This is a genomic window from Arthrobacter sp. TJ-236, assembly GCF_058269235.1.
In genome coordinates, this window is sequence record NZ_JBZCNI010000001.1 from 1,756,887 (window position 1) to 1,776,754 (window position 19,868).

General features: G+C 68.5%; 22 protein-coding genes and 1 pseudogene. 13 read left to right on the top strand and 10 right to left on the bottom strand.

What is annotated here, in order from left to right; genetic code table 11:
* The first annotated feature begins 392 nt into the window (after nucleotides 1–392).
* Nucleotides 393–695 carry a hypothetical protein gene (locus AC4D16_RS08355; protein WP_490954594.1) on the top strand — a complete coding sequence of 101 codons (303 nt, stop codon included), beginning with the start codon at nucleotides 393–395 and terminating at the stop codon, nucleotides 693–695.
* A 101-nt stretch (nucleotides 696–796) separates the two neighbouring features.
* On the opposite strand, the gene AC4D16_RS08360 is transcribed toward AC4D16_RS08355, so the two are convergent.
* Nucleotides 797–1,393: a hypothetical protein gene (locus AC4D16_RS08360; RefSeq protein WP_490954595.1), complete on the bottom strand. Its 597-nt coding sequence runs from the start codon at nucleotides 1,391–1,393 to the stop codon at nucleotides 797–799.
* 96 nt (nucleotides 1,394–1,489) lie between these two features.
* Nucleotides 1,490–1,888 (bottom strand): hypothetical protein, encoded by a 399-nt coding sequence (locus AC4D16_RS08365; RefSeq protein WP_490954596.1) that lies wholly within the window; start codon nucleotides 1,886–1,888, stop codon nucleotides 1,490–1,492.
* A 243-nt stretch (nucleotides 1,889–2,131) separates the two neighbouring features.
* On the opposite strand from AC4D16_RS08365, the gene AC4D16_RS08370 reads away from it, so the two are divergent.
* Together AC4D16_RS08370 and AC4D16_RS08375 are read left to right on the top strand one after the other, a co-directional pair.
* On the top strand, nucleotides 2,132–2,338 hold the full coding sequence (locus AC4D16_RS08370) for a hypothetical protein (protein WP_490954597.1): 207 nt from the start codon (nucleotides 2,132–2,134) through the stop codon (nucleotides 2,336–2,338).
* Nucleotides 2,338–2,601: a hypothetical protein gene (locus tag AC4D16_RS08375; RefSeq protein ID WP_490950957.1), complete on the top strand. Its 264-nt coding sequence runs from the start codon at nucleotides 2,338–2,340 to the stop codon at nucleotides 2,599–2,601. The genes AC4D16_RS08370 and AC4D16_RS08375 overlap by 1 nt, the downstream gene beginning before the upstream one ends.
* 530 nt (nucleotides 2,602–3,131) lie before the next feature.
* On the opposite strand, the gene AC4D16_RS08380 is transcribed toward AC4D16_RS08375, so the two are convergent.
* The gene (locus AC4D16_RS08380) at nucleotides 3,132–4,022 is read right to left on the bottom strand and encodes a DNA-formamidopyrimidine glycosylase family protein (RefSeq protein ID WP_490954598.1); all 891 of its coding nucleotides are present in this window, start codon (nucleotides 4,020–4,022) and stop codon (nucleotides 3,132–3,134) included.
* A 208-nt stretch (nucleotides 4,023–4,230) separates the two neighbouring features.
* Here AC4D16_RS08380 and AC4D16_RS08385 point away from each other — a divergent pair, with 208 nt between their 5' ends.
* Nucleotides 4,231–4,812 (top strand): hypothetical protein, encoded by a 582-nt coding sequence (locus AC4D16_RS08385; RefSeq protein WP_490947862.1) that lies wholly within the window; start codon nucleotides 4,231–4,233, stop codon nucleotides 4,810–4,812.
* Between the two features lie 205 nt (nucleotides 4,813–5,017).
* On the opposite strand, the gene AC4D16_RS08390 is transcribed toward AC4D16_RS08385, so the two are convergent.
* Nucleotides 5,018–6,031, bottom strand: coding sequence for an NAD(P)/FAD-dependent oxidoreductase (locus AC4D16_RS08390; RefSeq protein ID WP_490954599.1), 1,014 nt, complete (start codon nucleotides 6,029–6,031; stop codon nucleotides 5,018–5,020).
* A 55-nt stretch (nucleotides 6,032–6,086) separates the two neighbouring features.
* Entirely contained in the window at nucleotides 6,087–8,249 is a 2,163-nt protein-coding gene (gene malQ, locus AC4D16_RS08395) for a 4-alpha-glucanotransferase (RefSeq protein WP_490954600.1), read from the bottom strand.
* A gap of 177 nt (nucleotides 8,250–8,426) precedes the next feature.
* On the opposite strand from malQ, the gene AC4D16_RS08400 reads away from it, so the two are divergent.
* Entirely contained in the window at nucleotides 8,427–8,900 is a 474-nt protein-coding gene (locus AC4D16_RS08400; protein ID WP_490954601.1) for a hypothetical protein, read from the top strand.
* On the opposite strand, the gene AC4D16_RS08405 is transcribed toward AC4D16_RS08400, so the two are convergent.
* On the bottom strand, nucleotides 8,784–9,788 hold the full coding sequence (locus tag AC4D16_RS08405) for an MBL fold metallo-hydrolase (protein ID WP_490954602.1): 1,005 nt from the start codon (nucleotides 9,786–9,788) through the stop codon (nucleotides 8,784–8,786). The two genes, AC4D16_RS08400 and AC4D16_RS08405, sit on opposite strands and share 117 nt — an antisense overlap.
* 128 nt (nucleotides 9,789–9,916) lie before the next feature.
* On the opposite strand from AC4D16_RS08405, the gene AC4D16_RS08410 reads away from it, so the two are divergent.
* Entirely contained in the window at nucleotides 9,917–10,990 is a 1,074-nt protein-coding gene (locus AC4D16_RS08410) for a hypothetical protein (protein ID WP_490954603.1), read from the top strand.
* Nucleotides 10,991–11,235: 245 nt separating this feature from the next.
* Here AC4D16_RS08410 and AC4D16_RS08415 read toward each other — a convergent pair whose 3' ends face one another.
* Together AC4D16_RS08415 and AC4D16_RS08420 are read right to left on the bottom strand one after the other, a co-directional pair.
* Complete coding sequence (locus AC4D16_RS08415; RefSeq protein ID WP_490947856.1) at nucleotides 11,236–11,340, bottom strand: MFS transporter small subunit; 105 nt, start codon at nucleotides 11,338–11,340, stop codon at nucleotides 11,236–11,238.
* Nucleotide 11,341: 1 nt separating this feature from the next.
* Nucleotides 11,342–12,736: an OFA family MFS transporter gene (locus AC4D16_RS08420; protein WP_490947855.1), complete on the bottom strand. Its 1,395-nt coding sequence runs from the start codon at nucleotides 12,734–12,736 to the stop codon at nucleotides 11,342–11,344.
* A 181-nt stretch (nucleotides 12,737–12,917) separates the two neighbouring features.
* Between AC4D16_RS08420 and AC4D16_RS08425 the strand changes: the two genes are divergently transcribed.
* On the top strand, nucleotides 12,918–14,249 hold the full coding sequence (locus AC4D16_RS08425) for an APC family permease (RefSeq protein WP_490954604.1): 1,332 nt from the start codon (nucleotides 12,918–12,920) through the stop codon (nucleotides 14,247–14,249).
* A gap of 205 nt (nucleotides 14,250–14,454) precedes the next feature.
* Here AC4D16_RS08425 and AC4D16_RS08430 read toward each other — a convergent pair whose 3' ends face one another.
* Nucleotides 14,455–14,997, bottom strand: coding sequence for a thioesterase family protein (locus tag AC4D16_RS08430; RefSeq protein ID WP_490954605.1), 543 nt, complete (start codon nucleotides 14,995–14,997; stop codon nucleotides 14,455–14,457).
* Nucleotides 14,998–15,122: 125 nt separating this feature from the next.
* Here AC4D16_RS08430 and AC4D16_RS08435 point away from each other — a divergent pair, with 125 nt between their 5' ends.
* Together AC4D16_RS08435 and AC4D16_RS08440 are read left to right on the top strand one after the other, a co-directional pair.
* Nucleotides 15,123–16,124: an NADP-dependent oxidoreductase gene (locus tag AC4D16_RS08435; protein ID WP_490954606.1), complete on the top strand. Its 1,002-nt coding sequence runs from the start codon at nucleotides 15,123–15,125 to the stop codon at nucleotides 16,122–16,124.
* Nucleotides 16,125–16,167: 43 nt separating this feature from the next.
* A complete protein-coding gene (locus AC4D16_RS08440; RefSeq protein WP_490954607.1) occupies nucleotides 16,168–16,620 on the top strand; it encodes an SRPBCC family protein in 453 nt (150 codons plus the stop codon).
* Here the strand turns inward: AC4D16_RS08440 and AC4D16_RS08445 are convergent.
* A complete protein-coding gene (locus AC4D16_RS08445; RefSeq protein WP_490947850.1) occupies nucleotides 16,617–17,249 on the bottom strand; it encodes a GNAT family N-acetyltransferase in 633 nt (210 codons plus the stop codon). The genes AC4D16_RS08440 and AC4D16_RS08445 overlap by 4 nt on opposite strands.
* Before the next feature lie 215 nt (nucleotides 17,250–17,464).
* Between AC4D16_RS08445 and AC4D16_RS08450 the strand changes: the two genes are divergently transcribed.
* The 4 genes and pseudogenes from AC4D16_RS08450 (at nucleotide 17,465) to AC4D16_RS08465 (ending at nucleotide 19,855) form a co-directional block, all read left to right on the top strand.
* On the top strand, nucleotides 17,465–18,292 hold the full coding sequence (locus tag AC4D16_RS08450; RefSeq protein WP_490947849.1) for an aldo/keto reductase: 828 nt from the start codon (nucleotides 17,465–17,467) through the stop codon (nucleotides 18,290–18,292).
* Nucleotides 18,293–18,487: 195 nt separating this feature from the next.
* Nucleotides 18,488–18,538: pseudogene (locus tag AC4D16_RS08455) on the top strand (hypothetical protein); the annotation flags it as partial.
* 259 nt (nucleotides 18,539–18,797) lie between these two features.
* On the top strand, nucleotides 18,798–18,926 hold the full coding sequence (locus tag AC4D16_RS08460) for a hypothetical protein (RefSeq protein ID WP_490947847.1): 129 nt from the start codon (nucleotides 18,798–18,800) through the stop codon (nucleotides 18,924–18,926).
* A gap of 152 nt (nucleotides 18,927–19,078) precedes the next feature.
* Nucleotides 19,079–19,855 carry a sulfite exporter TauE/SafE family protein gene (locus AC4D16_RS08465; protein WP_490954608.1) on the top strand — a complete coding sequence of 259 codons (777 nt, stop codon included), beginning with the start codon at nucleotides 19,079–19,081 and terminating at the stop codon, nucleotides 19,853–19,855.
* Nucleotides 19,856–19,868: the final 13 nt, after the last annotated feature.

Below are 19,868 nucleotides of genomic sequence, written 5' to 3' on the forward strand. Positions count from 1 at the left end.
GAGTCTGGGAGCTCTCGCTCAATGGCGAGGTCAAGGGGTGGGTTACCACTTCGATCAGTCCTATGCGAGTTCTGCCAGCGTTTTGGTTGAAGCTGGAGCGCATGTGGACTCAGGTGCACTGGCTTGAAGGGGGACATGAGTATTTGGAGGAGGATTACGGTCCCGGGTGGTACTCAGCGGAGGAATTACGGAGCGGGTACTTTGTCACTGCCCAGCCTCCAACTGGTGAAGACGTGCGTCTGAACGCAGTCGCTCTTCTCGGCTCCGAACGTGACCGTGTGTGGGCTGAGCTAGAACACGGAGTAGAGCCACAGGACCGGTCAAGATAGGCGCCCTGCAGGCTGTGCGGTAGCTGGTCCCCCAGCGCGACGTCGCTAGTGCATTCTGTGGAGATGCAACCGAGTAAGCACGAGTGGAAAAGTACAGTAGCCGCGGTCATCGCGCTGCTCAACAATCTGGACCCGTACGGCCTCGAACCTGGCACTGCGGAAGGTGCGCCGCACGACGAGTACGAGGCTGAGGCGCACTCCCTGGCTAGCTTGCTGCTCAACACCGGAACGGTCAGTAGAGATCAGGTGGAAGCGATCTGGCGAAAATGGTTCCAGGAACCACTGAGCGAAGTCGTCGGTGCTGCAGAAGCGGAACGCTTCTGCAGCAACCTCCACTCACTCAACGACGCAGCTGAAGGCCCCTGACGTTCGCCAGACGATTTCTCTACGATCCTGCAGCCGCCGTTCGGTGGCCGATTCGGGATGGCTATGCGGTTCGGACGTACATGTGGAGATTGGGCAGAGCGCTAGTCGACGTGACGGCCGCTGCCGCCGCCCTTGCGTCTACGTCGGCGCCGCCTGGCACGTGTGTTTTTCGGGTCAGGTAAGAGCTTCCCCAAGATTGCGCCACCGTCCTCAGGAACCATCCGACCCGCAACTAAACCCGCGAGAAGTAGGACCACCGCCGCTATGACACCTAGTGACAAGGCATCCCACCAGAAGTCGCGACTCCAGTCCGATGGGCTGCCGACAGCGATTAGGTGATCTGGGTCCAGGGGATCCACGACGTATATAGCTTGCGCGCCGATCGACTTGTCGGGCAAGAAGTGGGCGAAGTCGATCTCGCGTTCCTGCCCCTGAATCTCCACGTAGTAGTACTCCGAGCTACGCCCGCCGTAATCGATCTTGGTGATCGGTGCACTTCGGCGGGGTCCCGTGGCGACAACTTCTCGGGCGTGCGCGAAGCTGGCGTCGGCGGAGACAACTATAAGTGCGGCGGACATTAGGACAAGAAGAACAGACAAGAACGCGAAAATCCGCCGCCGCGGCAAGGGCAGTGCGTCGAAGCGATCGGCGAGCTGGCCCTCTCTATCACGCAACCGGTGCGCCCAACTCCTACTCATGCCGGAATCGTATCGGTCGTCTCCCCGAACGCTCACGCACCGGTAGGGGATCCACCAGCGGGACGGCCACGAAGGCAGTCATTGCCCCGATTTCTGTCAGATTGTCTGCTCATCTACGAGTTGTGTGCGCGCTTCCAATAGAACTCGCTCATAGTCCAGCTCGTCGAAAACAAACGCAACGGCGTTCTCGATCTGCTCTGTCTCAGGATCGTAGGAGTTGTCCCAGCCGAGACGAGACCAATACACCTTCCCATTCGCCCGGCTGATCTCCACGGTCACCCCGCCGCAACCCTCATCCCAGCAGGCACCACAGAACAAGAGCCAACCGCGATCCCAGTACTGGTGCGCCCGGCGCCCGAGGAGCCGATCAATCTGCTCTGCCGCGAGATCTGGACGAGCAGGTGTCATGAGGGAGACGTTCCCTGACGCAAGGTCGTGTCCTTCCCACTCCTGAATCCAGGTAGACAACGGCTTACCGTCGACGAGGAAGTCCAAGTGCACCGACACTGTGTGCTCAGTATGACCACGACGAAAAAGACCCCGCCTTCTCCAAACAGTGCCGGGGACACGTCGCTCAGTAAGGGTTAGCACATTCGTCATCGCCCCATCCTTCCCGAAGCCCTCGAGGTAACCACACTCAGCGTCCATTGGACGATCCCGCAACGGGACTCGTTTGAGGACCCTGAGCGGCATGACGGGCTGAGTAGATGCTCAGCGACGTGCCGGTATGATCCGGAAATGGATGAAGCCGAGCTGTTGGTCACCTGGCGTTTCGATCACTCCCCGACCTCGCACAACGTTGCTGCCGCTCTGCGTGAAGTCGGGCGCTACCAGGCGCCAGAGGGGCGGAGCATCATGCAGGTGGTTGTCTGGCCATCCGACGACCGTGCCAACTTCACCATCCAGATAACCTGCTCCTCGATTCCAGAAGATGAGGACGACTGATGCCTACTCCCCGTGAAGAACCCGTGTGGTCGTACGGCCTGAGCATCCCCTTTGGGAAAGACAGAGGGGACTTTTCCGCTTACATGGATCACCTCGCGACAACGCTCGAGCAAACTTCCCCCAGCGACATCCGGTCAATCGTCATTTTTCAGGAGTGGGTCCAAGAGTGGGATGACAGCGAGGAGTTGAACGAAGAGGGATACGCGGAGTGGGCGTGGACGGCGACAGTCAACCAAACCCCTCCTCGAAAGACCCTCATCTGAAGCCGTTGCTCCCTCGGAGGTTCATACAGGGATCGTCATACGGGACAGCAAGAGGCGCAGGACCCGTCCGCCACGTTCCTTCAGTGAACGAGCAACTGCGGATACCCGAGTAAGCGCCCGATAGATTCGGAGCAGGATCCCACACAGTGATCGCGCAACGCTGTCTCCTTCTGACTGAGCCGCTGGAGCCAGGCTCCGGAAATGCTCAGCAGTGCGCCACGCTCGGCACTCGCCGTTCTCTCGATCGGCTTCCTGCTGATGGCAGTAGCTCTGATCTTCGTCAGCGTGTACCTCCGTGACTCGATCGGTACCGTCGCACGCCTGCTTCTCAGCGCCATCACTGTAGCCATCGCCGCGGCCGTGCCTGCGTTCTGGCGATGCTGTAGGACCAGCAACCGAAGGAGTCCCTGCGCACTTAGCCATCGGCTTCCGGTCAGCGTGAGCGGGTCAGGCAGCTTCAGCTGCAGCGATCACGGAGGTAGCGATGCCGATCGCTGTCGGATCGGCGTCTGTCGAGAGGTCGACGACAGTCAGTAGTGGCACCTCGAACGCGGCCTGACGACGGCTGCGGTCGGGAGGACGGGAACGAACGGGGACTCCGCTGCAGCGTTCTCCGCGCTCGCCCCGCTCAGCGGCTGACAGCGCGGACACCACCAGGTCCGCCGGTACCCGGGATCGTTCGGCACCTCCGCGCGGACCGCGACCGTGGTGCCGCAGCGGAGGCATGGTTTACCCGCCCTGCCGGCGACCCAGTGCTGCTCCCCCTTGCGCGTGTTGCCCGTGGTCACCTGGTAAGCCGAGCGGTGCGTCGCGGAGAAACGCAGGCAGCGGGCGCCCAGGGTCACGAGGGCGTGGAGGTCCACCTCGGCGACCATGGTGTCCGGGTGCACGCCGCGGAGGAAGCACAGCTCGTTGGCCCACAGGTTGCCGAACCCCGCGACGTTCCGCTGGTCCAGGAGGGCCGCGGCGATGCGGCGTCCGGGGTCCCGGGCCAACCGGCGCACGGCCTCCGGCGCGTCCCAGTCGTCCCGGAGTGGATCGGGGCCGAGGTGCCCCACGACGTCGTCCTCGGCCTTCGTGGGGACGAGATCCACGACGGGCAGGTCCATGCCGTAGGCCGTGGGGCCGCCCGTGGTGGCGAGGAGTACGCGGACGTCCGGCAGCAGCGTGCGGGGCAGCCGCTTGCCGGGCGCCGTGATGGTCCATGAGCCCTGCATCAGGAGATGGGTGTGCAGCGTGAGCCCGGAGTCGAGGCGCATGAGCAGGTGCTTGCCGTGCGTCACGTGCTCGAGCACCCGCATGCCGTCGAGTGGCTCGGTGGCATGAGCGGCCACCCGGAGATCACCCCGGCTGAGGAGGCGCCCGTCGAGGCCGGCGCGCATCCTGCGCGCGAGCCGGTAGACGCTGTCCCCCTCCGGCATCCGACCTCCCTGTTCCCTGCAGCTACGCGTTCACACCGTGTACGACTCACGCTAGCCGTCGCCACCGACACCTTCGTAGGCCGCATCCACCCGCCCCGCTATCCATTCGAGCCCCCGTTGTACAGCAGCGGAGTGGGGAGCCCTTCGCCCTCGCCCGGCACCCCCGGGTGGTCTACATTCGGGGAAACCCAGATGGAGGGAGAACAGCATGAAGAACAAACTCGTCTTCGGGGCAGGCCTCGCGGTCGGCTACGTGCTCGGCACCAGAGCGGGCAGGCAGAGCTACGAGCAGATCAGGACCAAGGCGCAGCAGCTGTGGAACAACCCGAAGGTGCAGGACACCGTCGCGTCCACCACGGGCACGCTCAAGAGCAAGGCGCCCGAGGTGCAGGAGAAGCTGCAGGGCGTCCTCAAGAAGGGCGGCGCCGGAGCAGCGGACGACGGCGCCAAGGCACCCCAGACGCCCGGAGCGGACGTTGGCGCGAGCGGTGACCTGCCCCTCGGCGTACCGCCGGTGGTCTCGGCCCTCGACGACGCCGGTTCCGGCACCTCGAGCAGCTCCGGCACCTCCGGCATTCCCGACGACGTCACGGACCTCGGGATGAACACGGGACCGACCGCAGGACTGGACAGCGCGTCCGACGGCGGGCTGGACGGCGGAGGAGACCACAGGGCCGCGAGCGGCATCACGCCCGGGACCCTCGGTCCCAGCGGAGGCGACCCCCTCGACATCGAGGAGACGCCGTTCCAGCAGCAGGACGAGGACACCCGGCCGGATCTCGGGAAGTAGAGGACCGCCCTGGGCGGCGCGCGCCGCGCAGGGGGTGCAGGCCGCAGGAGGGCTCCGGTCTCGACGGGGCCCTTCTGCCGTGCCCGAACCACACCCCCGGATCAACCGCACGGGCTACAGCCGACTAACTACTCGGCCTCCCGATCGACCGGGGCCCCCGGCTGCCCGACTACCCGTCAGACCTCCCGAGTTGGCTGCCCGGCCGTCACACGCCCTGTTCCACCGGCCGCCTCACCTCGAGGCAGGCGTCGCACTCCTCCCGCACCAGGATCGCGTTGATGGCGACGGCCACCCGGTAGGCGTCCCCCGCCGCCGGGAGGAGCTGAGCCGCCGGGTCGGCGAGGTTACCCACAGCCCACACGCGTGCCACCGAGGTGCGGCCCAGGTGGTCGGTCTCGAGGCAGCCGTCGTCCCGCCGGTCGCAATCGAGGGCGTCGATCAGCGGCGACCCCACATCCGCACCAGGTTCGCAGAAGAGGGCGGAGCAGGGGATCACCGAGCCGTCGTCGAGCCGGACCGCCTGCAGCGCACGCGGCACCCCGGGAGCATCGGACGCATCATCGGCGTCGCCCGCGTCCGGCCTCGCCTCCGAATCCGCCGACGCCAGCTCGAAGCCGGCCACCATCCCCTCGACGATGCGTACGCCGCGGCTGCGGAGTCGGTCCGCGTCGTCATCGGACACCGGACCGAGCAGGTGGGGGAAGAACGTGACGTCGTCGGACCACTGCCGCAGCAGCACCGCCTGGTCCACCGACGCCTCGGACGAGCCGAGGACGCCGAGCGTGCCGTCCCGCACTTCCCAGCCGTGGCAGTAGGGGCACTGGAGGAGTCCGCGCCCCCAGGCCTCGCGGGCACCGGGGACATCCGGGAGGACGTCCCGGAGACCCGTCGCCAGGAGGACCTGGCGGGCCGGGACTGAGCGGCCGTCGTCAAGCTCCACCGAGCAGCCGTCGTCGGACGGGGTCACCTGCCGCGCGGACCCGTCGAGGAAGGTGACCGCGTAGGGCGCGAGGTCCTGCCGTCCGAGCTCCACCAGCTCGGCGGGCGGCGTGCCGTCGCGGGTCAGGTAGCCGTAGGCGGCGTGAGCGGGCTCGTTGCGTGGCGCACCGGCGTCGATCACCGCGACCGCCCGTCGCGCACGCCCGAGCACCAGCGCGGCGGTGAGACCGGCGACCCCGCCGCCCACGATCACGACGTCGTACGTCCCCTGCGTCTCCATGCAACCATCCGACCACGCGCACCCGGGCCCGCGGCGTCGCAGATTCTGCTTGCGGTCAGGCCTCCGGGGGTGCGATGCCGACCTCGCGGCCGAGCGCGCGCACGAGGGACGCGAAGCGCTCGCTCCCGGCGAGATCCTCCACCAGCACCGCCTTGCCGTCCTCATCTGCGAGGGGGATGCGCCAGTTCGGGTACTCGTCATTGGTGCCGGGCTGGTTCTGCGTGCGGCGCTCGCCCACAGCGTCCGCGAGCGCGACGCCGAGCAGCACCGAGGGCGTCTGAGCGATGAACCGGTGCAGGCCCTCGACGGTCTCCTGCACTCCCGCCTCACCCTCGGCGAGGAGCCCGCGCTCACGCAGCAGCGTGAGGAACTTCTCCTGCACTGCCCTGTCCTCGGCCTGCTCCTCCTCCACCGGTCGGCTCAGGAGGCCCAGCCGCTCGCGGAGCTTCACGTGCTCCCCCGCGAGGTAGCCGGCGCTCGGTGGGAGGTCGTGCACGGTCACCGTGGTGAGGCAGCCCCGACGGTAGCTCTCAGGCGGCAGCGGGCCGTCGTCGTCCTGCTCGAACCAGAGGATGGAGGTTCCGAGAATGCCGCGCTCCGCCAGGTACTCCTGGACGCCCGGCTCGAAGACGCCGAGGTCCTCGCCGACCACCACGGCGCCGGCACGCTCCGCCTCGAGGGCGAGGATGCCGATCAGTGCCCGGTGGTCGTAGTAGACGTAGGCGCCCGCCCCGGGAGCCTGGCCCTGGGGGATCCACCACAGCCGGAAGAGCCCGAGGATGTGGTCCACCCGGATGCCCCCGGCGTGGCGGAGGATGTTCCGCAGCATGTCGCGGAACGCCGCGTAACCCGACTCCGCGAGGCGCTCGGGGTGCCACGGTGGCTGGCTCCAGTCCTGGCCTTGCTGGTTGAACATGTCCGGGGGTGCGCCCACGCTGATGCCGCTCGCCAGGACGTCCTGCAGCGCCCACGCGTCCGCGCCGCTCGGGTGCACACCCACCGCGAGGTCGTGCATGACGCCGATGCCCATGCCCGCACCGGTGGCCTCGAGCTGCGCCTCCTGGAGCTGCTCGTCGACGAGCCACTGCACCCACTCGTGGAACTCGATCCGCGCGGCGTGCTGGTCGGCGAAGGCGCGGGCGGCGTCCGAGCCGGGGCGGCCGACGTCGTCCCACTCCGGCGAGCCCGGCGCGAGGGTCTCCGCGAGCGAGGACCACAGGGCGAAGTCGGCGAGGCCCTGGCCCTGGTGCGCCCGGTAGTCGTCGAAGGCGTGCTGGCGCTGCTCGGGGCGCGGGACGGCGAAGATCAGCTCGAGGGCCTCCAGCTTCGCGGCGTAGCTCGTGTCGCGGTCCAGCAGGTCGATGCTCGTGTTGGCGGTCGCGAAGCCCGCGGCGAGCTCGTGCACGCGGGCCCTGCCGGCGTCGTCGAGCCGCGCGAACTCGGGGATGTCCTCGATCCGCAGGTACAGCGGGTGGAAGTAGCGGCGCGTGGTCGGCAGATAGGGCGAGGGCTCCACAGGCGGGGTGGGTTCGGCGGCGTGGAGCGGGTTGACCAGAACGAACCCGGCGCCGTGCTGCGCCGCGGCCTGGGCGATGCCGCCGAGGTCCGCGAGGTCCCCGATACCCCAGGACGACGACGACCGCGCCGAGTACAGCTGCGCCATCAGCCCCCAGGTGCGGCTCTCCCTGAGCGCGGCCGTGGTGCTCAGCGCGTCCGGCGTCACCACGAAGGAACAGGAGGCCTCCTGCCCGTCCACTGTGGCGTGCAGCGTGTGCCAGCCGAGCGGCAGGTCGTGGGGCAGCCGGCCCTCGCGGCGCTCCATGGTGCGGCCGTCCACCTCCCGGGACCCGACGGCGTCGCCCACCGTCCCGGTGAAACGCACGCCGTCCTCGTCCACGAGCCACAACTCCACCTCCGCCCTTGCGGGGGTGTGGAGGGTGATGTGGTCGGCGTCGCTGCGGCGGACGACGACGACGCTCGGCAGGACCTCCCGCCACGGGCCCGCGTCCACCTCCTCGAGCCCTGCGGCGATGGCATCCTCCGAGGAGGCGTCGACGCCGAGGGCGCCGAGGACGGTGACGAGGGTCCCGGGTGAGACCGTGGCCGGCTCGCCGTCCCAGCCCTTGAAGGTGGTGCCCACGCGGTGCGCTTCGGCGAGCTGCTCGAGCGGTGTCGGGGTTCTCGGGGCTGCTTCTTCGTGCTGTGTCGTGTCGGCCATGCCTTCAATCTAGGCATGCATCAGGGGGTGCTGCATCCGCAGATGCCCGCCACCGGCGATTTGACGGGGCCGCCGGGGCACCGCGGACGGCTCGCAGCCCGGTGATCGACCGGCAACCGCACCCTCGGTCACCTCACTGCTGGCCGGCGCGCCGGCCGCGGTGGCACTGTAGCGCCCATGGCCTATTTCCTCGAATACGTGGTCCCTGCTGAGAGTGGCGGGGCCGAGGTACCGCTCGACGACGACGGCGACGGCGTCACGATCCCGCTCGGCGAGACCGCGGAGCGGGTGGTGCACCTGGATGCCCTAACGGCGCGCAGCCGTATCGCTGCGGACACGATCGAGGACGCGCGCGCCGAGGCGGAGCAGCTCCTCCTGCACAGCAAGGCGGACTCCGGCGAACTCTTCGAGGATCCGGAGGACTCCCTCGAGGCCGGCTCCCGCGGCGCGTGGGTGCGTTCCGCGAGGGTGCGGGATGGGACGAGGACTGAGGCCCCAACCGCCGTTCTCCACGGACGGGGCGGTTCCGCCGTGTCAGGCAGGCAGGTCGTGTCCACGGACGTAGTCGCGGTGCATCTCGGTCTGCGACAGCGCGGAGAGGAGCTGGAAGCCGTGGAGGCCCTCCCACCCGGCCGTCCACGTGAGGTGTGAGGCGATCTCCCAGACCGTGGGCTCGGTCCCGTCGGCGTCGGCCCGCGCCAGCGCCGCTGCGACCTCGCGGGTCCTCGTCAGGTGGTGCGCGGCGCACTCCGAGGCGCGCTCGGAGAGGCCGCGGAAACGGAAACCGTGTCCCGGCAGCGCCTCGTACTCGGGGTAGCGCTTCACGGCGTCGATGGAGGTGAGGTAGTCGGCGAGCGCGTTCGACGACGTCGCTCCCCCGAGTCCCAGCCCCGCCACGACGTTCGGCAGGACGTGATCACCGGTGAGGAGCAGGCGGCGATCGTCGTCGCGCAGGCAGATGTGCCCGGCCGTGTGACCGGGCGTCGCCATGACGGTCAGTGTGAAGCCGGGGATGTCGAGGGTCTCGCCGTCGGACAGTCCCTGATCGACGGCGAGGGAGAGGCTGGCCGGCGAGCGGTCGAGGTGCTGTGCCAGCTCGTCGTGACGCTCATCCGGAACGCCCCACCCGGCGACCCGCCGCCGAGCGGCGCCGACGTCGAGTACCCGGTCGCGGTGGCTCTCGAGCGTGCGCCGCTCGATGTGGTGCAGCGCGAGCGGCGCGCCCGTGGCCTTGCGGAGCCGGGCAGCCATGCCCACGTGGTCCGGGTGCAGGTGCGTGCCGGTGATCCCCTGGACCTCCGCCCTCGGCGCGATGCTCTCCAGTGCGCCTGTCAGGCGCGCCCAGTTCTCGTCGGAGTCCCACCCCGGATCGACCACGTGTACGCCGCCGGGTCCCACGAGTAGATAGCCGAGGGAGTAGGCGAGGTGGCCGCCCGGCATCGGCTGCGCGAGCGCCCAGACGTCGTCGCGCACCTGCTCGAGGGGCGGGAGCTCGCCGCTCTCGAGGGCCTGCTGCTGGTGCGTGCTCGAATTCTCCATGCGTCCTCCGGGGTCCGCTCCATTGAACCAGTGCGGCGGTGGTTCACCGGCGCTCGTTGGCGGCAGCGGGGGCGGGTCTGCAGGAGCGGGCTGGTTCGACGTCGAGGCCCGCGTGCGAGGATGACGCCATGACTCGCGGGGAGGAGCTGCTCGAAGGGCCGCGTGGGCGGCGACTCTGCCTCGAGCTGGCCTTGGAGCTCTCCCAGGACCTGTGGTCCCCGGTGCTGCACCTCGCCGGCTCCCTCGATCCCGACATGGGCACTGCGCGCGCTCACCTGGTCGCCAGGTTCGACGACGACCCGCCGACGCTGGTGCGGGAAGCACCGCGACCACCGGCGGTATCGGAGGTGGCCCGTCTCCTCGGAGGCGTGGATCCGACCGCCGTCGACGAACGCCGCATCCACCGGGCGTTCGCCGAGTCCGTGGCCACGGCCCGCGGCTGGCAGGGACCCGACGGCGAGGACATCATGGCGGCACTGCCGGAGATCCGGCACGCGCTGCTGCCCCTGGCCGAGCAGGTCATGGGGACGCCGCTCGGCAGGTCCCTCCGAGCGCCCCGGCAGACCTCCCAGTGGCACATCGGCTTCCGCGGCGCCGAGGACCCGGCCCGGCTCCCCCGCGATCCGGGCGGAGAGCTCGAAGCCTGGGCGGCCGCCGCCCGTGCGGAGGAGGAACGGGCGCACCACGATCGGCCTACCGACCCGCGGGCGCCCTACGGCGGCACGTGGTGGTCCCACGCCGAGCGCCTGCTGCAGACGGTCACCCGCGTCCCCGAAGCCCTCGATCTCGTCGAGGATGCGCCGGCCGAGAAGGTTGCCACAGCGGTATCCGTCCGCGGTCTCGGGCGGACGCTCGAGATCGTGACGGCGGACGACTGGGCGAGCCTCTGCCGTGATCACCCGCTCGACGTCACGGCGTCCCGCCGCCATTCCTGGTTCGCCGTCACGGGCCGGGACGGACCGTGGGTGATCCCCGACTGGCAGTCGGTCGCCGCCGTCTGGGATGCCGTCCACCTCACCGCCCTCGCCTACCTCCGCTGCGCGACGTCGCGCATCGACGTGGACGGGACGCGCGCGTCGGTCATCACCGGCTGGAACCCCGACACCACCATCTGGCTGACCGATGTCGCCCGCGAGTGGATCGAGCCGCGGCAGCACTGGCGGCGGTCCGTCCACGACGGCGCATGGGTACTCACGGACTGAACACCCAGGAGAGCGACCGACCAGCATGGCTGCAGATGGCACTCATGGAGGCTACGCGCGTCGCCGATCGTGCCCCGCAGGACGTAGACCCGGGGGTACTGCTCCCCTGCACGGGTGCAGTACCCCCGGGGATGAGCGCCCGCCGCGGCGGCACCGATCACGGAGGCCGGCGGCGACGGGCCGGACAGCACGGAACCGCCGTCGTTCCCGACGGCGGTTCCGTGTCGAACGGGCGCTGCTGGGTGTCAGCCTCCGAAGAGCGCGGGCACCCGGGTCAGCGTCTGGAAGACGCCATAGGCGAGGGGCACTCCCACGAGTGCCCAGACGACGGCGATGCGTGCTCCGGCCATGTCAGGCCTCCCTTACGGATTCTCGGGGTGTCGATGTTGCCTTGGTGGGTTCGTGGAACCGGGGATCCACGGGCTTGATGAGCAGGTTCGCGATGAAGCCGACGATCAGCAGGCCCACCATGGTGAGCAGTGCCGGCTGGTAGGCGCCTGCGGTGAGCTGGCCCGGTGTGCCCTGCGCGTCGAGGAACGCGTTGACGATCAGGGGTCCGGCGATCCCCGCAGCCGACCACGCGGTCAGGAGACGGCCGTGGATGGCGCCCACCTGGTAGGTGCCGAAGAGGTCGCGGAGGTAGGCCGGCACGGTCGCGAAGCCGCCACCGTAGAAGGAGATGATCACGAACGCGAGGAACACGAACAGGAGCGTGGTGGACGCCCCGGCCAGCGCGAGCACCGTGTAGAGAGCCGCTCCGACACCGAGGTAGACCATGTAGATCCGCTTGCGTCCGATGATGTCCGACGTCGACGACCAGATGAACCGGCCGGCCATGTTGCCGATCGAGAGCAGCCCCACGAAGCCACCGGCGACCGCGACGGTCACCGCGGTGGAGCCGTCCGAGCCGCGGAAGAAGTCCTGGATCATGGGCGAGGCCTGCTCCAGGATGCCGATGCCGGCGGTCACGTTGCAGAACAGCACGATCCAGACGAGCCAGAACTGGCGGGTCTTGATGGCATTCGAGGCGGAGACGTTGTCCGTGGTGACGAGTGGCTTCGACTTGAGCTGGGACGGGTCGAAACCGTCCGGCTTCCAGCCGTCCGCGGGCACCTTGATGGTGAAGGCTCCGAACATCATGTACACGAGGTAGATCACGGCGAGCGTCAGGAAGAGCTTGCCGACGGCGTCACCGCTCGCCACCCAGCCCTCGGCGCCCGAGTTGGGGTCGTACATGCGCAGCAGCTGGGTGGACAGCGGGCTCGCGATGAGCGCGCCACCGCCGAAGCCCATGATCGCCATGCCGGTGGCCAGCCCCGGGCGGTCGGGGAACCACTTTATGAGGGTGGAGACGGGCGAGATGTACCCGATGCCGAGCCCGATGCCGCCGATCACGCCGTAGCCGAGGTAGACGAGCCACAGCTGGCTGGTGAAGATGCCGAGTGCTCCCACGAGGAAGCCGGTGGTCCAGAACAGGGCCGAGGTGAACATGGCCTTGCGCGGCCCGTTGCGGTCCACCCAGGTGCCCAGCACGGCGGCGGAGAGACCCAGCATCACGATCGCGATCGAGAAGATGATGCCGATCTGGGTCAAATTGGAGTCGAAATGTTCCACCAGAGCGGTCTTGTACACGCTGGTGGCGTACGCCTGGCCGATGCACAGGTGAACGGCCAGTGCGGCAGGTGGAATGAGCCAGCGGTTGAATCCCGGTGGCGCGATGGTTCGTTCGCGGTCAAGCCAACTCATCGGATACCTCTCTGTGAGCGTGAGTGGCCGCCCCACGGCCATCGTTGATGAAGGCAAGTATGCGGTGCATCACACCGAACTGGGAAAACACTACGACGGGCGGTAGGCGTGGCGCGACGAAATGCGCAAGTCGCACAACTCACAGGAAGGGTGCTTACCACTTCTGCTTACACTCTGCCCCATGGCCACACTCGCACATGTCCCCGACACCAAGCTGAAGCGGGGCATCTCCGGACCCCTGCTCTACCTCTTCATCCTCGGCGATGTACTGGGAGCAGGCGTGTACGCGCTCGTGGGGGTGATCTCGGCCGAAGTGGGCGGCGCCATCTGGATGCCGCTCATGGTCGCTCTCGCCCTCGCGCTGCTCACCGCGGGTTCCTACGCCGAACTCGTGACGAAGTACCCGAAGGCCGGTGGGGCGGCCGTGTTCGCCGAGCGGGCCTTCAAGACCCCGTTCATCTCGTTCCTCGTGGGCTTCTGCATGCTCGCAGCGGGAGTCACCAGCGCGGCCGGGCTCGCGCAGGCCTTCGCCGGCGGCTACCTCACCACGTTCATCGACGTACCGGCGGTCCCCGCGGCACTGGTGTTCCTCGTGCTGCTGGCGCTGCTCAACATGCGCGGTATCAAGGAGTCGGTGCGGAGCAACGTCGTCATGACGGTCATCGAGGTCTCCGGGCTGGTGCTCGTGATCGTGGTCGTCGGCGTGTTCATTGCGGGCGGCAACGGGGACCTCTCCCGCGTCAACGAGTTCCCGCCCGGCGTCGGCCCCGCGTCCGCGGTGCTCGCGGGGTCGCTGATCGCCTACTACTCCTTCGTCGGCTTCGAGGTCTCCGCGAACGTGGCCGAGGAGGTCAAGGATGTCAGCCGCGTGTACCCGCGCGCTCTGTTCGGCGCCCTGCTCACGGCGGGCGTGGTGTACCTGCTCATCGGGCTCGCGTCCTCGGCCGCGATGCCGCCCGAGCAGCTGGCAGGCTCGACGTCACCCCTCCTGGACGTCGTCGCGGCCACGGGAGCGGGCATCCCCACCTGGCTGTTCAGCCTGGTGGCACTGATCGCCGTCGCCAACGGCGCGCTCCTGACCATGATCATGTCCAGCCGCCTCACCTACGGCATGGCCGAGCAGGGCCTCTTCCCCTCCGTCTTCAGCCGGGTGCTCCCCCAGCGCCGAACCCCGTGGGTGGCCATCGTCGCCACGACCGCCGTCGCCATGATCCTGACCCTCACCGGCGGCCTGGAGTCCCTGGCCTCCACGGTGGTGCTCCTGCTGCTCTTCGTGTTCCTCAGCACCAACATCGCGGTGATCGTGCTCCGGAAGGACCGCGTGGATCACGAGCACTTCCGCATCCCGGTGGTCTTCCCGTACCTCGCCATCGCCTCCTGCGTCCTGCTGCTCACACAGCAGACGGGGGAGATCTGGCTGCGCACCGGCATTCTGCTGGCCGTGGGCCTGGCGCTCTTCGGGCTCCAGCGCTTGGTGCGCGGCAGGGCGGCAAGGGCGTCGTCCGGGCAGTAGCCCCGGATCAGCCGGGCACCTCGGAGGCGAACACCACCTTGAGAGAACGAGGTGGGGCCCCGCATTCTGGCTACTTACGTGGGCACGCAAGAGGTGACGGCCCCGATGGGCCCTGACTCCGAGCCGGGTGCACCTCCTCGCGCGGCGCTGCACCGTCCGCGCATCGCGTGAACCGACCATGGCGCCCCAGTGGGTACCGGCGCCATCACCAGACGTGCGGTGCCGGTCTCCGGGTGCTGGGAAGAGTGGTGCTCAGCCGCCACTCGTGGATCCATGCGGGCAGCACCATGTCGGCGGGCGGCGTGCCGAACGCCGCGACGACGTCGTCCATGCCGACCGGGCCCGCCGTCGAGACAAGTCGCGTGCCGATGTACGCGCGGGCGTAGATCTCGCCGTCCACCACGGCGCGCTGCTCGAAGTAGATGGCACGCTCGTCGAGCCCGATGATGCGGGTCTCGATCGAGTACCGCTGCCCGAGACGCAGCGATTTCCTGAAGCTGATCGTCTCCCCCGCCGCGACGGGGCTCCACCCGCGGCGCCGCATCTCACGCCACACGCCGCTGCGCACCATGAGGTCGAACCGGCCCAGGTCGAAGACCGAGAAGTACATGCCGTTGTTCATGTGCATCGCGATGTCGATGTCTGTCAGCAGCACCGTCAGGGAGGTGCTGCCCGCGTCCCAGATGCGCAGCGGCGGCCTGCGGCGGGACACGACCAGCAGCAGCAACGTGCGCAGGAGGAGGTGCATGCGCTCATATTACTCACCGGTAACGTGGAACGGCACGGGGCGGTGCACCACGGAATAAGGACCCGGAACCACCCGTTGCCGCCGTGAGGAAGCACCACGGAACCACGTTCGCCGAAGGAGCACTCATGACCGCCAGTACGCAGATCCAGCTCGCCACCCGGCCCGTCGGGACCCCCACGGCCGAGAACTTCTCCACCGTCACGGTGGACCTGCCGCCCCTCGGCCAGGACGAGGTGCGCGTCCACAACGAGTTCGTCTCCGTGGACCCCTACATGCGCGGACGCATGAACGAGTCGAAGTCCTACATCCCTCCGTTCGGCCTCGGCGAGACGATGACCGGTGGCGCGGTGGGCAGGGTGGTCGAGTCGGCGTCGTCGGCCCTTCCCGTCGGCACCGCGGTGCTGCACAACCTCGGCTGGCGCGACCTCGCGCAGGGCCCTGCCGCGCACTTCTCGCCCCTGCCGGAAACCGATCTCCCGCTGTCCGTGTTCCTCGGCGCCGCCGGGATGCCCGGTCTCACCGCCTACGCCGGGCTCATGCGCATCGCGGGGCTCACGGAGGGCGACGTCGTCTTCGTCTCGGGCGCGGCCGGCGCCGTCGGCTCGATGGCCGGGCAGATCGCACGCCTCCTCGGCGCCTCACGCGTCATCGGGTCCGCGGGATCGGCCGAGAAGGTGGACCTCCTGCGGACGCGCTACGGGTACGACGACGCCTTCAACTACAAGGACGCACCCGTGCGGCGGCAGCTGCGGGATGCGAGCCCCGACGGCATCGACGTCTACTTCGACAACGTGGGCGGCGACCACCTCGAAGCGGCACTCGACCGCCTGAACACCGGCGGGCGCGCGGCGCTCTGCGGCGCCATCTCGCAGTACAACGCCACCGAGCGGACACCGGGTCCCGACAACATGGCGAATCTCGTGATGCGATCGCTCACCCTCAGGGGATTCATCGTGTCCGAGCACCAGGACCTCCAGCCGGAGTTCGCGGAGCGGATGACACGCTGGCTCTCCGACGGCAGCGTGGTGTTCGACGAGACCGTCGTCGAGGGTATCGACCACGCGGTGGACGCCTTCCTCGACATGATGGGCGGCGCCAACACGGGGAAGATGCTCGTGCGCGTCTGAGGCCCCGGCACGGGACGGCCGGACACGCTGGGATACTGCCGTCATGACCGTCGAATTCACCTGCACCACCACCACCCGCCTCGCACAGGCCGAGCTGTTCGACCGCTCCCGCAGCATCGACGCCCACACGGAGTCCATGCGGTTCTCCCGCGAGCGAGCCGTGGGCGGGGTGACCACGGGCCTGATCGGCATGGGCCAGCACGTCACGTGGCGGGCCTGGCACTTCGGTGTCCCGATCAGGATGACGAGCGCCATCACGGAGTACGAGGCGCCCCACCGCTTCGTCGACCAGCAGGTCCGCGGGCCGTTCCGCGCCTTCCGGCACGTCCACGAGTTCTCGACGGACGACGGCGTCACCACCATGGTGGACAGGGTCACGTTCACCGCGCCCTTCGGGCCGGTGGGCGCCGTCGTCGAGCGCGTCCTGCTGCGCCCGTACCTCCGCCGGCTGATCGAGGTGCGGAACGCACACCTGGTCGCCCCGGAGCGGGCCTAGGCCTCCGGGACGGACACCCGCACGGAGTCGAGCCTCTTGCGCTGCTCCGGCGTGAGCAGGGTGCGGTACTGGGGAAACTCCCGGAGGAAGTTCCTCACCCGCGGGCAGTAGGGCACCACGGAGATCCGGCGACGGTGCGCGTTGAGCATCACCTGGCGGATCAGTGCCGGCTCCACGTCCGTGGGATCGAAACGGGGGTCCACCACGGCCTGGATCAGCACGGCGTAGGAGCTCTTCAGCTCGTACTTGACATGGCCCACCATGGTGCCGTCGCTGAAGAGTTCGAAGCGCGAGAACAGCGCGTTGTCCCGGAAGCCCGTGCGCACCCTGACGGGTGGCTTGTTGCTCTCGGCCTGTACCTCGCGGCGTTCGATCTCCCTGACGAGCTCCTCGTACTGGTAGATCGCCTCGGCGGGCGGGAAGTCGCGGTCAAGCTGACGGTACGTCTGATTGCACAGGACACGGAGGTGCCGGGTGCTGACCACGGTGAGATCGCCGGGGAACTCCGACTCGTCCAGCCGCGAGGCCGGGGAAGGAAGCGCGGCAGGTGCTGCATTCCAGTCGACATGGCTGTCGGTGGGAGGCGTCATGCCTGCAGGACGGTGTTCGACGAACGGGAAAGTGAACATAGCAGCTCCACGAAGACGGATCGTGGCCCGCTGCTGAGCCATACACGCACCATAGGCCTGCTGAAGTCTTTCGGAGAAATTAAGTGTACTTATTACTGCCGACAGTCTGCCGCGGTGATAGTGGCGCGTCCTTCGCCTCTCGTGTAGCGGGTTGACGTGGAACCCGCCAGGACGGAAGGGTGACGTGGTACCCCTTCCCGATCAGGAGCTCCCCCATGGCACTCGCCCCCACCGTCCAATTGCGCAGCGGTGCGCGCCTCCCCCTGATCGGCCTCGGGACGTGGCCATTGACCGACGACGAGGCGGCCGGGACCGTCGACACCGCCGTCCGGGCGGGGTACCGCCTCATCGACACCGCGGAGAACTACCGCAACGAGAAGGGTGTGGGCGAGGGCATCCGCCGCTCCGGTGTTCCGCGCGAGGAGCTCTTCATCACCACGAAGTTCAACCGTGAGCACCACAGCCGCAACGACGTGCGGCGTGCGTTCGAAACGAGTGCCGGGCTCCTCGGGGTCGACTACATCGATCTCCTGATGGTCCACTGGCCGAACCCTGCGCAGGGCCGCCATGTCGAAGCCGTCCAGGGCATCGCCGACCTCCTGGAGGAGGGCCTGGTCCGCGCAGTGGGCACGTCCAACTACACACCCGCGCACCTGCAGCAGGTGATCGACGCCGGGCTGGTCCCCGACGTCAACCAGATCCAGCTCGACCCCGAGCGACCCCGCATCGAGGAACGGGCCTTCCACAACGAGCACGGCATCGTGACGGAGTCCTGGAGCCCCCTCGGCCAGGGAAGCGGTCTCCTCGACGACCCGGGCATCGCCGCGATCGCCGAAGCGCACGGCCGGACGCCGGCGCAGGTGGTGCTGCGCTGGCACGTGCAGCAGGGGCTCGTCGCCATCCCCAAGTCCTCGAACCCCGACCGGCTGGCGCAGAACCTCGCCGTGTTCGACTTCGAGCTCTCCGGCGCCGAGCTCGCCGCGGTCTACACGGCGGACGGCGAGGATGCGGACGTCGTGGACTCCGACGAGTTCGGCCACTGAACCACTCCTAGAGTCGCCTCTTCTGCTTGACACCGGCTCCGCCCGCCGGGAGGGCAGTAAGCACGCTCAGTTCCTCACGGGCCGGGTTGAACGGCCTGCGCGGGAGCATCGACCGGAAGCAAGATCAGCATGGCGGGCGAACCCGGCAACCAGACCCCGAACACCCCTGATGTCAGCGAGACGGAACTGCGCGGCATGAAAGTGGACGAGCTCCGCGAGGAGGCCAAGGAGGAGGGGCTCCCGGGCACCTCCGGGAGCCGGAAGGGCGAACTCGTCGACGCCGTCGCCCAGGCGAAGCAGGAGGCATGCCTCGGGAGCGGGCGGGTCCGGCGACGGACCCGAAAAGTCCGCCGGGTACGAGAAATCCGGCGCGTCCGGAGACGGGTCCGGGGATTCGGACGACCTCGGTGCCGGGCCCGACGGCGGCAGGATCCGCACAGGTCCCTAGACGTCGAAGTCCATCAAGTACTCGCAGGAGATCACCTCACCCGACGGGCTGCGCCGCGTGAGCTGGGAGGAATGGTTCCGGACGTTCGACGAGCGCCAGGTGAACTTCGTCTACCAGGAGCAACGCAAGGACGGGAACCAGTCCACCTTCTTCATCCTCGAGAGCCCCAGCCGCGAGGACGCCTGACGCCGGACCGAGGCTCTGGCTCTGGCTCTGGCGTGGGGGAAGCGCGCGCGGCCATATCCTTGGCGTGGTGCCCTTCTCCGCCGACAGCCGCGCCTTCCTGACGGCGGTGCCTCGACCCGGCGGGCTCCCTCCACCCCCCGAGAGGAACCCGCGTGCTCGAGATCGTCGTCGTCCTTCTTGCCGGCTTCTGGGCGGGCATGATCAACGTGGTGGTGGGATCCGGCACGCTCGTCACGTTCCCCACGCTGCTCCTGTTCGGGTACCCGCCGATCGTCGCGAACATCTCCAACAACATCGGCCTCGTGGGCGGCGGGCTCTCGGGCTCGTGGGGATACCGGCGGGAGATCGTGGCCAACAAGCGGCTGCTGGTCCGGCTCCTCCCGCTGTCGGTCCTCGGCGGGATCGGTGGCGCGCTGCTCCTGCTCGTCCTGCCGGCGCAGGCCTTCCAGGCGATCGTGCCCGTGCTGATCATCATCGGGCTCGTGATGGTGGCCCTCGCTCCACGGCTGCAGCGCGCCGCCGCGGCCAAGGCCGGTGAGGAAGCGCCGGATACCGCCCCGAGCACGCGCCGTTCGCTGCTCCTGCTCGGCGGCATCGCCCTGCTCGGCGTGTACGGGGGCTACTTCGGTGCCGCGCAGGGCATCCTGATCGTCGGCTTCATGAGCATCGTCACCATCCAGAGCCTGCAGCGCATCAACGCCATCAAGAACCTGCTCACCACGGCAGTGAACGCCGTGGCAGCGGTGACGTTCATGCTGTTCGCGTGGGACTCCATCAACTGGACCCTCGTGCTCCTCATCGCCATCGGCGCAACGCTCGGTGGCCTGGTGGGAGCTCGCGTGGGCCGGAAGCTCTCACCCGTCGCCCTCCGCGCCACCATCCTGGTGATCGGTAGCATCGCACTGGTCCGCATCGTCTTCTTCGGCTGACCGCACACCACCT

Excerpts from the sequence above, each read along its gene's own strand:
- AC4D16_RS08355 (WP_490954594.1), top strand. The coding sequence starts at position 393 with ATGCAACCGAGTAAGCACGAGTGGAAAAGTACAGTAGCCGCGGTCATC.
- AC4D16_RS08360 (WP_490954595.1), bottom strand. The coding sequence starts at position 1,393 with ATGAGTAGGAGTTGGGCGCACCGGTTGCGTGATAGAGAGGGCCAGCTC.
- AC4D16_RS08370 (WP_490954597.1), top strand. The coding sequence starts at position 2,132 with ATGGATGAAGCCGAGCTGTTGGTCACCTGGCGTTTCGATCACTCCCCG.
- AC4D16_RS08375 (WP_490950957.1), top strand. The coding sequence starts at position 2,338 with ATGCCTACTCCCCGTGAAGAACCCGTGTGGTCGTACGGCCTGAGCATC.
- AC4D16_RS08380 (WP_490954598.1), bottom strand. The coding sequence starts at position 4,022 with ATGCCGGAGGGGGACAGCGTCTACCGGCTCGCGCGCAGGATGCGCGCC.
- AC4D16_RS08385 (WP_490947862.1), top strand. The coding sequence starts at position 4,231 with ATGAAGAACAAACTCGTCTTCGGGGCAGGCCTCGCGGTCGGCTACGTG.
- AC4D16_RS08390 (WP_490954599.1), bottom strand. The coding sequence starts at position 6,031 with ATGGAGACGCAGGGGACGTACGACGTCGTGATCGTGGGCGGCGGGGTC.
- malQ (WP_490954600.1), bottom strand. The coding sequence starts at position 8,249 with ATGGCCGACACGACACAGCACGAAGAAGCAGCCCCGAGAACCCCGACA.
- AC4D16_RS08400 (WP_490954601.1), top strand. The coding sequence starts at position 8,427 with ATGGCCTATTTCCTCGAATACGTGGTCCCTGCTGAGAGTGGCGGGGCC.
- AC4D16_RS08405 (WP_490954602.1), bottom strand. The coding sequence starts at position 9,788 with ATGGAGAATTCGAGCACGCACCAGCAGCAGGCCCTCGAGAGCGGCGAG.
- AC4D16_RS08410 (WP_490954603.1), top strand. The coding sequence starts at position 9,917 with ATGACTCGCGGGGAGGAGCTGCTCGAAGGGCCGCGTGGGCGGCGACTC.
- AC4D16_RS08415 (WP_490947856.1), bottom strand. The coding sequence starts at position 11,340 with ATGGCCGGAGCACGCATCGCCGTCGTCTGGGCACTCGTGGGAGTGCCC.
- AC4D16_RS08420 (WP_490947855.1), bottom strand. The coding sequence starts at position 12,736 with ATGAGTTGGCTTGACCGCGAACGAACCATCGCGCCACCGGGATTCAAC.
- AC4D16_RS08425 (WP_490954604.1), top strand. The coding sequence starts at position 12,918 with ATGGCCACACTCGCACATGTCCCCGACACCAAGCTGAAGCGGGGCATC.
- AC4D16_RS08430 (WP_490954605.1), bottom strand. The coding sequence starts at position 14,997 with ATGCACCTCCTCCTGCGCACGTTGCTGCTGCTGGTCGTGTCCCGCCGC.
- AC4D16_RS08435 (WP_490954606.1), top strand. The coding sequence starts at position 15,123 with ATGACCGCCAGTACGCAGATCCAGCTCGCCACCCGGCCCGTCGGGACC.
- AC4D16_RS08440 (WP_490954607.1), top strand. The coding sequence starts at position 16,168 with ATGACCGTCGAATTCACCTGCACCACCACCACCCGCCTCGCACAGGCC.
- AC4D16_RS08445 (WP_490947850.1), bottom strand. The coding sequence starts at position 17,249 with ATGTTCACTTTCCCGTTCGTCGAACACCGTCCTGCAGGCATGACGCCT.
- AC4D16_RS08450 (WP_490947849.1), top strand. The coding sequence starts at position 17,465 with ATGGCACTCGCCCCCACCGTCCAATTGCGCAGCGGTGCGCGCCTCCCC.